The following is a 12,567-nucleotide window of genomic DNA, read 5'->3' as shown; positions in this document are numbered from 1 at the left end:
CTTCAAAAACCACCTTGTATAGCTGCTGCATAGTATGTACTAGGCAACGCCAAGAAACTGTCCATACTCTTTTCCATAAATTCAAAAAAGCCCGCCATAGGACATGGCAGGCTACTTACTTCATATAGAATTGTTTCATAAAGACTTATTTACATACCGAGGTAACATGTTAGTAATAGCATTACTTTTCGTACAACTTCTTTAAAGCACTTGCCATATTTGGACGAATTGTTACTTTTGAGCGTGCTTTTTTAACGGCTGATTCTGCTGACTCTAGCGAATCTGCTAAGCCAAGTTCCATTAACACAGCAGTCGCTGCTACTCCAGCTCGTCCACCACCACTACCACAGTGGAAATAAACCTTCTGCCCTGATTCATATGCAGAGACTATTTCTTTCACTACTTTGTCAATAGAAAGAGCTACTTCTGCTTCTTCATCAGCGATAGGCATATGGTTGTAGTTATAGTGTGCTGCTTGCTGTTCTTGTGCTGTTAATCCATTCACTCGTACATCAATTACAACATCTACCTGCTCATTTACATAAGCAGCATCTGCATCTTGCGCACCGCCAAAAAATAATCGATCTTTTACTAACACATCATAGTTTTTTTCCATCATATGCACGCTCCGAACTTTTATTTCTCTAATAAATGTTTGATATCATCATAATAAGGTAGCGCTGTTAGTGCTCCTGCCTTCGTCGCTGCAAGGGCACCTAATCGATTGCCAAAGCTCACACAGCGTACTAGCTCTTCTACAGTTGTCGGTAAACCGTTGTAATGGACATCACGTAATACACCGGCCATAAATGCATCTCCTGCACCCGTAGTGTCTACTGGGACAACCTTTTCAGTTGGTACATGGATAACTTCCCCGTTTAATACGGCATATGTGCCCTCTTCACCAACTGTTACTAAAATGATTGGTACTAAGTAACTGTTTAACTGCTCAATGCCATCTTCTAAATTAGTTGTCTCTGTTAAGAAAAATAATTCATCATCAGTTACTTTCAAAATATCTACATTCTCAAAAAATGAAGTAATGGTCTCCCTACAAACTTCTTCACTGCTCCAACGTAATGGGCGAATATTGGCATCCATTGCGATAATTGCACCTTTTTCCTTTGCCTTTTCGACAGCAGCTCTCGTAGTTGCTAATGCAGTTGGATGGAACATTGTACCTGAGCACACAATTAATGCAGAAGCATGTTTAAAGGCAGCTTCATCTAATTGAGTTGCATCAACTTGTAAATCTGGTGTCTCATCGACATAATCCTTGAAAATTCGCTCGCAAGCTTCCGTTAAATGCACGTAAACGCCACTTACCCGTTTTACAGGGTCAAATACAGCAAAGTCAAGGTTCACACCTTCTTGTGCAAGACCGTCTCGAACAAATTGCGAACCTTCGTCATCTCCAGTAATCGTAATTAGTGCAGATGGAGCACCAATACGACTAATGCCAGCAGCTACATTTACCGTTGCGCCACCCATATATTTAGTAAAAGATGTATTCGTTACATCATCAGCAATATAGTCAATAAAAGCATCTCCGTAGACTAAAATAAAATCCTTATCTTCCTTTGTCATTGTTGTCCCCCCGAAAATCTATTCATTATAGATTAACATGAAAGTTGATTTCCTATAAAGTTTTAAACTTTCGGAAAAATAACAAAAGTATTAGCACACGCGTTATTTTTCGACCTTAATCGCCAAATTTTGTTGAACAATTATTATTCATATCGCTTTATGAAATGGTCATCCTAAGGAGTGCCACAAAGAAAGCGACTGCACACTACGAATCAACAGCATTAGTCCTCTAATATTATTTTCTAAAAAAGTGTGTGTAGTTAATTGGAATGGAAGGTGGCGACTACTGCTTAGAAGGGGCAAAACGCGCGCTAACGTGGTTGCAGCTTACAGAGTGCTGAGCAGAAGGCCACTACCCGTAGCGGAAATTAACCGCAATAGTCTCTATACTTATTCTAAAAAAGTAAAGTAGTGAATATTTCAAAAGCTTGAGACATCATCTATCTTTGTTATACTTGCCTATAGAAAGGTAGGGATTTTGACAATGAGTATAACAATTCGACAAGCGCAACCTCAGGATGCTTATGCCGTTATTCCACTAATTATTGATGCGATTGGTGATATTGCCAACCGTTTAACAGGAGAACAAACATCGTCAAAGGTTGAACAGGAACTGACAGTGCTCTTCAAACGTGAAGATAACAGACACTCATATTTAAATACTTTTGTGGCGGTTGAAGGTGAACAAATATTAGGCACACTTGTTTACTACAATGGTGCACAGGCAATTCAAATGGATGCTAATCTCGTAAAATGGCTTGAAGAGAAAAATGCCCCTTCTATTACCATCGATAAAGAGGCTCATGAGGATGAATACTATATCGATACAGTTTGTGTTTCGCCAGAGGCTCGTGGTAAAGGAATTGGTACAATGTTAATTCAATTCGCTATCGAGCAAACGCAAAAACGAGGATTTACAAAATTATCATTAAATGTAGAAACACAGAAAGAAGATGCTCGTCGCTTATATGAACGTATGGGCTTTGTCATTACTGAACCATGGTCCATCATAGACGAACCCTTTCATCATATGGTGAAACAGATTTAGGATGTGGAATAAATAAGCATGAAAACAAATTTAATTTACCCTCTATTGATAGTCATCGCTTCAAGTAGCTATGGGATTTTATCTACAATTGTCAAAGTAGCTATGCAGCATGGCTTTACAACATCAGAGGCAGTATCAAGCCAATATATTATTGGCTTTATGCTAGTTGCAACAATCTTTATCATAACGCAAAGACAACTACCAAAACTTTCGAAGAATGGCTTGCTTATTTTAGTCAGTGCAGGGATTTTCACAGGCATTACTGGTATTGTCTACGGGGAATCATTAAAATATTTACCTGCATCTCTTGCCGTCGTCATGCTCTTTCAATTTACATGGATTGGTTTATTGTTAGACTGTATATTCCATAAACGACTGCCAAGTAGACCAGAAGTAATTTCGATTTTCGTTTTATTTGCTGGTACTATTTTGGCAGCTGGTGTACTGAATGTCGATTTAAGTGGCATTGCAATACAAGGCTGGCTATTTGGGTTTGCTGCTGCATTTACCTTTGCATGCTTTATCCAATTTAACTCTCGCCCCGTTGAAGGGATTACAACGACATCAAGAGTTCTAATCGTTTCCTTTGTTGCACTTATTATGATCAGTATTTTCTTAAGCCCTGAAATTGCTTGGAACGGCAAATTGTTCACTGAAGGGCTATGGAAATTCGGACTAGCACTTGGACTTTTCGGTATTATCTTACCGATTTATTTATTTTCAATTGCAGTACCAAAGGTTGGTGGTGCACTGGCGTCTATATTAAGCGCCATCGAACTACCTGTTGCTGTAACTGTTTCCGTTATTGTATTGCACGAATCACTTACTTTATTACAAGTTGTTGGCATAATTCTCGTTATACTAGGCATGTTGCTGCCTAATATGCTTGCTAACCGAAAAATAACAGCTCCTTAAAAATGGGTTTAGCCATTTTTAAGGAGTTTTTATTTTTCACATATATATCGTTGATAATCGTCATTTTTTTGGATTATGATAATAATAACGTTAGAATATTTTAATTATTCTAACATTAATACTTTATTTAAGTATTATACTGCACTATGTAAGCAACTCACTAAAGGAAGGGGAAGATGATTATGAAAAAAACACGTATTTTCGGATTTTTTCTTGTGCTGATGCTTATCGTTTTAGCTGCTTGTAGCAACACCGACGATAAAAATTCGTCAAAAGATGCCACAAACGGCGACAAAGCATCTGATTCAGAAAAAGTAGATGAAAGCACATCTCCATCGGGCAAACTGGTCATTTACACAGGACGTGATGAGGAAATGGTGCAAGGCGTAATCGATCAGTTTAATGAGAAGTACCCGGACATTGAAGTGGAGTTTTTAACAATGGGTGCTCAGCAAATATTAGAGCGTCTACGCGGTGAAAAAGCAAATCCTCAGGCGGATTTCTGGTGGGGTGGTACACAATCTGCATTAATGGTTGGCGCTAACGAAGATTTACTGCATACGTGGCAACCGAGCTTTATCGAGACAATTGATGCAAACTATAAAGATAAAGATGGTCGCTGGTTCGGTGAAATGCTTTTACCTGAAGTAATAATGATTAACAGCGACTTACTAACAAAAGAGACCGGCCCACAAGATTGGGATGATTTATTAGATCCAAAGTGGAAAGATCAAATTTTAATTCGCGGTGTATTAGCTTCGGGAACAATGCGAACTATTTATTCCTCAATGATTGTTCGTCAAGATGCCACTACACCTGATAAGGGCTACGATTGGCTATTGAAATTAGATGCCAACACGAAAGAATATACACAAGACCCAAATGCACTTTATTTAAAGCTCACACGTCAAGAAGGCAGTGTTTCCTTATGGAATTTGCAAGATATTTTATTAAAGAAATATACAACTGATTATCCGTTCGATTACATTTATCCGAAGAGCGGTGCACCAATTTTAGTTGATGGTGTTGCCGTTGTTAACAATGCTAAAAACTTGGAGAATGCAAAATTGTTCGTAGAGTTTTTATTTGAAAAGGAAATGGTGACGAAATTAGCGAATGATTACTACCAAATTCCAACACGCTCCGACATCGATCACGCGACAATGCCAGAATGGTATCAGGAATTAGATTTAAAAACTTTTGATATTGATTGGCAGCTAATGTCAGAAAAAGAGGCAGAATGGATGGAGCATTGGGATACGAATATTAAAGGTAGAGGGAATAAGTAGTGCCAGGCACTCAAACAATTCTCAAACAATTTGAAGACGATTATTATTACCTTTTCAGCTGATTGAATTGGAGGGCGACACCACCTGCGGGAGCGCACGCAACGTGAGCCGCAACGAACCGTGAAATAGCGAGGATTGCGGCTTACGGTATGCCCGCCAAAAAACGCCGCACACTACGGGAATCAACAGCAGTGTTTATCTATTATTAAAATTTTATCCTTGTCTAATTTTATAACAATTTGTCTTTTCTGATTATTCAGTTTATAATTATTATAATTTAACTTAAAGTAAAGGAGGAATTCATAAGGTATATCACAATGAATTATATGAATCCTAAACCAAGTAATTTAATATCCTCTTTTAGAACTTATAAATGTAAATATTACATTATTTTTTATAATTTCTTAAAGGGGATTTTTTATTTTATCTTTTATATACACTCCCTCCTTTAATGAGACGCATTTCATTGATGTAACTTTAGAAACCTGTGTTTATTCTTTGCAGTCCGTTGACAATTGATTAAAAACGCGTAAAACAAATTGGAATATAAATAAAATATATACTATATAATTAGGTGAAGAATCATGAATACAATCTACTCTTATTTCAAACTTACCCTAAAAACCTTCCCTCTTTTTTGGGGAGCTTCAAAGTTATATTCTATTATTTTGTTAATTATAATTCCTTTTCAAGCAATACTACCCTCTCTAACTATTTGGTTTTCAAAAGGATTAATTGATGCCATTTCTACTACCAACACTATCGTTTATTCTATCATCATTTTCTTTGTACTATCTTGGATAATAGTATCATTTATGAATGCTATATTAGGCCCCATTGAAATGACTTTTCAAGGCTTAATGACTGATAAATTAATTGCCAACTTAAACAAATCTTTAATGGAGAAATCTTCAGATATAAAGGGATTATTCTACTTCGAAAATCCAGCATTTTATGATGATATACAAATACTTGAGCAAGAGGCTGCATGGAGGCCAGTAAACCTCATCGTTTTTACTTCTGGCATGATTAGTAGTGTCATAACTGGCATTTCTATGTTGGTGCTATTGACGAACTTTAATATCTTGATTGCTTTCATTATTTTTGTTGCCATAGTTCCACAGGCTATCGTTACATATAAATTACAAAAAGATGCATTTGAAACTCTTGTAATGAATAGTCCAGAATCTAGAAAGATGCAATATTATAGCTCAGTAATGCTTTCAAAAGAACACATCAAAGAAGTGAAAATATATAACACGGTCGCCTTTTTTATTAATAAATATATGGTGACATTCAATAAAATTCATACAGAAGTAAAAAAAATCAGATATAAACAAGCTATCTTCTCTGTTGTATTTGTAGGAATTGGAATTACAGGGATTGGCCTAAGTTTTTGGTGGGTAGTCAAAGGCGTACTAAATAACACATTTACTGCAGGAGATATACTAATTTTCTCTTCTTCTGTTTTACTTGCACGGCAAAGTTTGGCGGGTTTTATCGAAAATTCGAGCTTACTATATGACACATTACTTTATATGGAAAAATATTTTAAATTCACATCGTTACAATCAGATATAAAATCAGGCAAAGAGATTTTGTCCTTAGAAAAAAATAATTTTACATTAGTTTTTAAAAATGTATCTTTTAAATACCCCAATTCTTCTAAATTGATACTTCATCAAGTTAATTTTACTATCAACATGGGAGAAAAAATCGCACTTGTCGGAGAAAATGGCGCTGGGAAATCTACCATCGTTAAGCTGATTTCAAGATTTTATGAACCAACTGAAGGAAAAATAGAATTAAACGGCATTGATATCGCAGAATATAATATTGATTCTTATCGTCAAATAATCGGTATTGTGTTTCAAGACTTTTCCCGTTATCAGTTATCCTTTAAAGAAAATATTATGATTAGTCATACGGAAAGTACTAATGATTATGAAAGGTTAGCTAGCGTGTCCGAGCAAAGCGCTCTTAATGATTTAGTTGCAAGTTTCGAGCAAGGGTATGAGCAAATTTTAAGTAAAAATTTTGATAACGGCACAGAACTATCAGGCGGTGAATGGCAAAAGGTAGCTATTGCAAGAGCTTACTTCCGAAATGCAGCATTTCTCATTTTAGATGAACCTTCGGCAGCTCTTGATGCAAGGAGTGAGCACCATATGATTGAAACATTAACTGACCTTTCAGCAACAAAAACATTATTATTAATAACGCATAAATTATCTGCTTTAAAAATGGTTAATCGAATCCTTGTATTGCAACATGGGCAAATAATTGAAGAAGGTTCAATGCAAGAGTTATTGAATGAAAAGGGATATTTTTCAGAATTGTATCAATTACAGGCTAATAAGTATTCTACTTAGACATTTATGCGAAAAGTTGATTGCAATAGCATCCCCATCTTTTCAAAATAGAAAGGAGCATTTCATTTGAAAAATGTCAAAATCGAAAATGTCTCTAAGCAATTTGGGAAAGTACATGGCGTGAAAGATTTAAATCTCGATATTAAAACAGGTGAATTTTTCACTTTCCTCGGTCCTAGTGGTTGCGGGAAAACAACCACATTACGAATGATTGCAGGATTTTATTACCCTACTGAAGGGAAAATTTATTTCGATGATCGTGATGTGACATTGCTTCAGCCAAACAAACGAAATATCGGTATGGTGTTTCAAAATTACGCCCTTTTTCCGCATATGACAGTAGATGAAAATATTGCCTTTGGTTTACAAGTACGAAAGTTCTCAAAATTTGAGATAAAACAAAAAGTCGATCGTATTAGAGGACTCGTGCATCTTGCACAATACGGAAATAGAAAAATAAATGAATTATCTGGCGGTCAGCAGCAACGCGTAGCATTGGCAAGAGCACTTGTCATTGAGCCCGATATTTTATTACTTGATGAGCCCTTGTCGAATTTAGACGCGAAATTACGAGAGGAAACGCGCATTGAAATCAAAAGAATTCAATCTGAGCTAGGCGTCACAACAATTTATGTAACGCACGATCAAATGGAGGCGATGGCTATGTCGGACCGCATTATGGTGATGGATAATGGATATGTGAAACAAATTGGCACACCTCAGGAGATTTATAATCGTCCATTAAACCGCTTTGTTGCCGATTTTATTGGGGAAACGAATTTAATTGAAGCGACAACAATTGCTATTCATGATGATGAAATACAAGTAAAAACGAAGAGCGGACTTGTTCTAACTGGGCGAAAGCAACACAGCTCCCCTAATTTAACGCATATGATTGGAGACAACGTGTTTATTTCGATTCGTCCAGAGACCGTTAATCAAGGCCCTGGTGAAAACACATTAACAGGAACCATTTCTTTTGTTGAATTTACAGGAATAAGCGTGAATTATATTGTCGATTTTATCGATTTCTCGTTGAAAGTCATGATAATTAATACAAACGCTCAGTTAAAAAATATTGGCGAAGACATTACATTAAATATAGCCCGTGAATCACTTTATTTTTTAGGAGAATAGGAGGCATACCATATGGAAAAACCACCTGTACAATCTTATCAAAATAATGCTTGGACACGGCTAACACAATCGAAATGGTTTGTTTATATTTTAATTTCACCATTGTTTTTAGTGTTGTTTGCCTATGTAATTTATCCTTTCTATCAAACATTTCTTCAGAGCTTTCCAGAGGATAATGCACTTACTCATTATCAAAAGTTTTTTAGTCTTGCTAGCCCTGCGAATCTCGAGGCGCTCTGGACTAGTTTATATATATCTATTATTAGTGTTATTTGCTGTGCAATTGTTGGCGTTACAATGGCCTTTTTATTGGAACGCTATAATTTCCCTGGGAGACGTATACTATCCATTTTAGTATTAGTGCCAATGGCTCTTCCACCGCTTGTTGGCGTACTTTCATTTACTTTTCTTTACGGAGAAAGTGGAATTTTCCCACGTGCAATCCAACATTTATTCGGACTACAACAAGTACCCTTTTCTTTAAAAGGCATATGGGGTGTAATCGTTGTACATACATTTACGATGTACACATACTTCTATTTAACCGCTTCGGCTGCTATTAAAGGATTGGATCCATCATTAGAGGAAGCAGCAACTAGTTTAGGCGCAGGGCGTATTCGTGTATGGACAAAGGTTATATTACCGATGCTAACACCTTCTATCATTGCATCTGCATTACTTGTATTTATGATATCTATGGCATCCTATACTGCGCCGTTAATGTTTGGTGTAGAACGAACAATGACCATGCAAATATACTTATCACGAACAAATGGTAATTTGGGGATGGCCGCTACACAGTCAATGATTTTATCTTTTGTGTCCATTTCATTTTTAATCATTATGCGCTGGTACCAAAATCGTAGAAACTATCAAAATTTGAGTAAAGGAATTAGCGTTCATCGCTCTGAAGTATCCTCAAAATGGATGAAAATGATTGCTACAATTGCTTCCTTTGGCGGTACGCTTATTTTAATTTTACCAATATTAGTGCTTATTTTAATTTCCTTTTCAGTAGATGGTGCCTGGAAAACTCAAATTCTCCCCACCGACTACACACTCGACCATTATATAGCGCTATTTACTGACGAACGAACATGGAGACCTATTTGGAACTCTATACAAATGGGCATCGTCGCAACGTTCGGTAATGTAATTTTTGGGGTTGCAGCTGCCTATGCGATGGTTCGCCTAAATTTTAAAGGTAAAACATTGCTTGATATTTTAATTATGGTTCCTTGGGCATTGCCTGGGACTGTAGTTGCTGTCAATTTAATTGCAGCCTTTAGTACTGAAAATATTTTCGCCTTTAACCAAGTACTTATCGGTACATTTTGGATTTTACCATTAGCTTATTTTATTAGACATTTACCACTCGTTTTTCGTTCAACATCAGCTTCCCTCGTACAATTAGATCAGTCTATCGAGGAGGCATCGCGAAGTCTAGGTGCAAATTGGTGGTATACGTTTAGACGTATCGTACTACCGCTTACTTTTTCGGGAATATTAGCTGGAACTCTGCTAGCACTTGTTCAAAGTTTAGGTGAGTTCGTAGCCTCTATTCTTATTTACAGTACTTCTACAATCCCGCTTTCTGTTGCTATATTTCAAAAATTATATGCCTTTAAATTTGGAACTGCATGTGCTTATGGCGTTTTACAGATTTTCTTAATTTTAATTGTGCTCATTATTTCCGAAAAGCTATCAAAGGGCAGTGCTGGCACAGCCATCTAACTGTCATCCTATAGGAGGCCATTCATATGTTTGAAGATTTCCGCAACAAAATCCAGCAGGAGGATGGAATGACTTTCCCTTCAAATATTTATCGGAAAATTGTTTTGCAACCAGCTTATGACGAAGCGAAGAAAAACTTTTTAACGATTATGCTTCAAATTAATATTGCTCACTTAAAAATGTTAGAAGAACAAGGACTAGTAAAAAAAGAAGAAGCGAAACAAATTGCTATGGCGCTAAAAAAACTAGACTTGAACTATTATCGAATAGAAGATTATAGCCCGCAATACGAGGATTTATTTTTCCGCATTGAAAATAAACTAATAGAACTTGCTGGTGACGTTGCTGGAAATCTCCATATTGGTAGAAGTCGTAATGATATGGGTATCGCCATTTACCGAATGACATTGCGCAAGAAGTTATTAATGCTTATGGGGGAATTACTTAAATTACGAGGTGATTTAATTGCTTCAGCTGAAGAGCATATCGATACAATTATGATTGGCTATACACATACGCAACAAGCACAACCAACCACTTTTGCACATTATTTAAAAGCCGTAATCGATCAACTCGATCGAGATTTTGAGCGCATGCAGCATTGCTATCAAACAGTTAATCGTAGTAGCATGGGAGCAGCAGCCTTAACGACTACAGGCTTTAACATTAGCCGTGAGCGCATGCGAGACTTATTAGCTTTCGATGAAATTATCGAAAATGCCTGGGATGCGGTTGCTGGTGCTGACTATATCTCTGAAGCAGCAAGTATTGTACAGCTTGCCGCCCTTAACCTCGGTCGTACATCTCAGGACTTTTTATTATGGGCTACACAGGAATTTAACGCATTTACACTAGCTAGCCCATACGTTCAAATTAGCTCGATTATGCCGCAAAAACGTAACCCTGTGTCCATTGAACATACACGCTCATTACTATCTGCAGTAGTCGGAGACGCTAGCACAGTTCTACAAATGGTACATAATACACCGTTTGGTGATATCGTGGACACAGAGGACGATATGCAACCATATTTATGGCGAGCTATAGATCGATTAATAGGTATTTACAAATTATTTGGCTCACTCGTTGTCACAATGGATGTAAACAAGAAGAAGCTCCGAAACCGCGCAGAAAACAGTTTTGCAAATGTAACAGAACTGGCTGATACTTTAGTCCGCTCCGAAGGTATTTCATTCCGCCAAGCCCATAGTATCGTCAGTAAGTGCATTAAAGTATTGCTTGCTCACGGTGAAGAATCGCTCGCTAGTCTGACATGGGGGCTAGCTAATACACAATCCAAGTTGGTTACTGGCAAACCTTTAATTATTTCTGAAGATGATTTTTATCACACCTTAAAACCAGAGTTTTTTGTAAGTGTACGAACATTATTAGGTGGTCCTTCGCCTGAAACAATGCGAGCATCAATTGAACGAGCAAAGGTAAAGGCAGACACCTTATTTGACTGGGTTCAACAAAAGGAATCTGCCATTACGGAGGCAGAAAAACAATTAATTTTGTTTATAGAGGAATGGGATCAATGAATGAATGGCTGTTAATTATTGATGGTGGTGCAACTAAAACGGCATGTGCAATCGTACATGCCGAGTCAGGTGAAATTAAATATACAACATCATTAGGAGGATCCAATTACCAGGCTATAGGAGTGGAGCCTGCTACGGATATATTACGAACATTATTAGCAAAAGCTCGTGTATTTTTACAAGCGCAAGCTAACTCAAAAATCGCTGTCGCCACGTTTGCTATGGCTGGGATTGATTCTCCAAATGATCATAAAAATGTTATGGGAATTGTCCATAATGCAATTACGGCGGCACAGCTACACATTCAGACGCTTATCATCGAAAATGATGCTGAAGCCACCTTATTAGGTGTCACTGCTGGACAGGCTGGTGCACTACTCATAGCTGGAACTGGTGCAATTGCATACGCATTCGATGGTGTCCATATCGCACGTTCTGGTGGCTGGGGCCATCGTGCAGGGGATGAAGGTAGTGGCTATTGGCTAGGGCAGGAAGTTTTACGAGCCATTTTTCGCATGGAGGATGGACGAGGAGAGGAAACGATATTAAAAGATGCCGTCTATAACTATTTACGTATTCAAGATGTCACGGAGCTAGCCGTATGGCTATTCCGCCCATCTTATACGAATGCACAATTAGCAAAAATGGGTGCATTTTTAGCCGATGCAGTTGCTAAGAAAGATGCTTGCGCTACTCATATTTCTTTACAGGCTGCTCATGAGTTAGTGCTTCTCGCTTGTGCGGTATTAAAGAAAATTGGTTATCAAGGCGAGCCATTTCACTTCTATTGTAATGGTGGCGCTATAAAGCATAACCCGCTAATTTTAAAAACATTTTCCCAGAAAATGACCTCAATGTACCCACAAATTCAAGTTTTTTTGTGTCAGCAGCAGCCTATACATTACATTATTAATCGGACAAAAAGGGCGTATGACAATGTTTAA

Annotated in this window: 10 protein-coding genes; 8 read left to right on the top strand and 2 right to left on the bottom strand. The window is 37.4% G+C overall.

What is annotated here, in order from left to right; genetic code table 11:
- Nucleotides 1-181 precede the first annotated feature (181 nt).
- Entirely contained in the window at nucleotides 182-619 is a 438-nt protein-coding gene (locus tag ACIP9C_RS20490; RefSeq protein ID WP_401013888.1) for a protein-tyrosine phosphatase family protein, read from the bottom strand.
- 17 nt (nucleotides 620-636) lie between these two features.
- Complete coding sequence (locus ACIP9C_RS20485; RefSeq protein ID WP_401013885.1) at nucleotides 637-1,587, bottom strand: carbohydrate kinase family protein; 951 nt, start codon at nucleotides 1,585-1,587, stop codon at nucleotides 637-639.
- Nucleotides 1,588-2,071: 484 nt separating this feature from the next.
- On the opposite strand from ACIP9C_RS20485, the gene ACIP9C_RS20480 reads away from it, so the two are divergent.
- The 8 genes from ACIP9C_RS20480 to ACIP9C_RS20445 all read left to right on the top strand — a co-directional run bounded on the left by ACIP9C_RS20480 (nucleotide 2,072) and on the right by ACIP9C_RS20445 (nucleotide 12,567).
- Entirely contained in the window at nucleotides 2,072-2,635 is a 564-nt protein-coding gene (locus ACIP9C_RS20480) for a GNAT family N-acetyltransferase (protein ID WP_401013882.1), read from the top strand.
- A gap of 18 nt (nucleotides 2,636-2,653) precedes the next feature.
- Nucleotides 2,654-3,550, top strand: coding sequence for an EamA family transporter (locus ACIP9C_RS20475; protein ID WP_401013879.1), 897 nt, complete (start codon nucleotides 2,654-2,656; stop codon nucleotides 3,548-3,550).
- 182 nt (nucleotides 3,551-3,732) lie between these two features.
- Nucleotides 3,733-4,839 (top strand): extracellular solute-binding protein, encoded by a 1,107-nt coding sequence (locus ACIP9C_RS20470; protein WP_401013876.1) that lies wholly within the window; start codon nucleotides 3,733-3,735, stop codon nucleotides 4,837-4,839.
- Between the two features lie 584 nt (nucleotides 4,840-5,423).
- Nucleotides 5,424-7,211 (top strand): ABC transporter ATP-binding protein, encoded by a 1,788-nt coding sequence (locus ACIP9C_RS20465; RefSeq protein WP_401013873.1) that lies wholly within the window; start codon nucleotides 5,424-5,426, stop codon nucleotides 7,209-7,211.
- A 66-nt stretch (nucleotides 7,212-7,277) separates the two neighbouring features.
- A complete protein-coding gene (locus ACIP9C_RS20460) occupies nucleotides 7,278-8,348 on the top strand; it encodes an ABC transporter ATP-binding protein (protein WP_340821392.1) in 1,071 nt (356 codons plus the stop codon).
- A gap of 12 nt (nucleotides 8,349-8,360) precedes the next feature.
- A complete protein-coding gene (locus ACIP9C_RS20455; RefSeq protein ID WP_401013869.1) occupies nucleotides 8,361-10,082 on the top strand; it encodes an ABC transporter permease in 1,722 nt (573 codons plus the stop codon).
- Nucleotides 10,083-10,108: 26 nt separating this feature from the next.
- The gene (gene argH, locus ACIP9C_RS20450) at nucleotides 10,109-11,623 is read left to right on the top strand and encodes an argininosuccinate lyase (RefSeq protein WP_401013866.1); all 1,515 of its coding nucleotides are present in this window, start codon (nucleotides 10,109-10,111) and stop codon (nucleotides 11,621-11,623) included.
- Complete coding sequence (locus ACIP9C_RS20445; RefSeq protein WP_401013863.1) at nucleotides 11,620-12,567, top strand: N-acetylglucosamine kinase; 948 nt, start codon at nucleotides 11,620-11,622, stop codon at nucleotides 12,565-12,567. The genes argH and ACIP9C_RS20445 overlap by 4 nt, the downstream gene beginning before the upstream one ends.

It is taken from the genome of Lysinibacillus sp. NPDC093210, assembly GCF_044753985.1.
GTDB lineage: Bacteria > Bacillota > Bacilli > Bacillales_A > Planococcaceae > Lysinibacillus.
Note: the sequence above shows the minus strand (reverse complement) of the source record. Positions and strands in the feature narration are given on the sequence as shown.

What these genes read in the sequence shown, in the direction of transcription:
- ACIP9C_RS20465 (WP_401013873.1), top strand. Translation starts at nt 5,424, where the DNA reads ATGAATACAATCTACTCTTATTTCAAACTTACCCTAAAAACCTTCCCT.
- ACIP9C_RS20445 (WP_401013863.1), top strand. Translation starts at nt 11,620, where the DNA reads ATGAATGAATGGCTGTTAATTATTGATGGTGGTGCAACTAAAACGGCA.
- ACIP9C_RS20475 (WP_401013879.1), top strand. Translation starts at nt 2,654, where the DNA reads ATGAAAACAAATTTAATTTACCCTCTATTGATAGTCATCGCTTCAAGT.
- ACIP9C_RS20480 (WP_401013882.1), top strand. Translation starts at nt 2,072, where the DNA reads ATGAGTATAACAATTCGACAAGCGCAACCTCAGGATGCTTATGCCGTT.
- ACIP9C_RS20490 (WP_401013888.1), bottom strand. Translation starts at nt 619, where the DNA reads ATGATGGAAAAAAACTATGATGTGTTAGTAAAAGATCGATTATTTTTT.
- ACIP9C_RS20455 (WP_401013869.1), top strand. Translation starts at nt 8,361, where the DNA reads ATGGAAAAACCACCTGTACAATCTTATCAAAATAATGCTTGGACACGG.
- argH (WP_401013866.1), top strand. Translation starts at nt 10,109, where the DNA reads ATGTTTGAAGATTTCCGCAACAAAATCCAGCAGGAGGATGGAATGACT.
- ACIP9C_RS20470 (WP_401013876.1), top strand. Translation starts at nt 3,733, where the DNA reads ATGAAAAAAACACGTATTTTCGGATTTTTTCTTGTGCTGATGCTTATC.
- ACIP9C_RS20485 (WP_401013885.1), bottom strand. Translation starts at nt 1,587, where the DNA reads ATGACAAAGGAAGATAAGGATTTTATTTTAGTCTACGGAGATGCTTTT.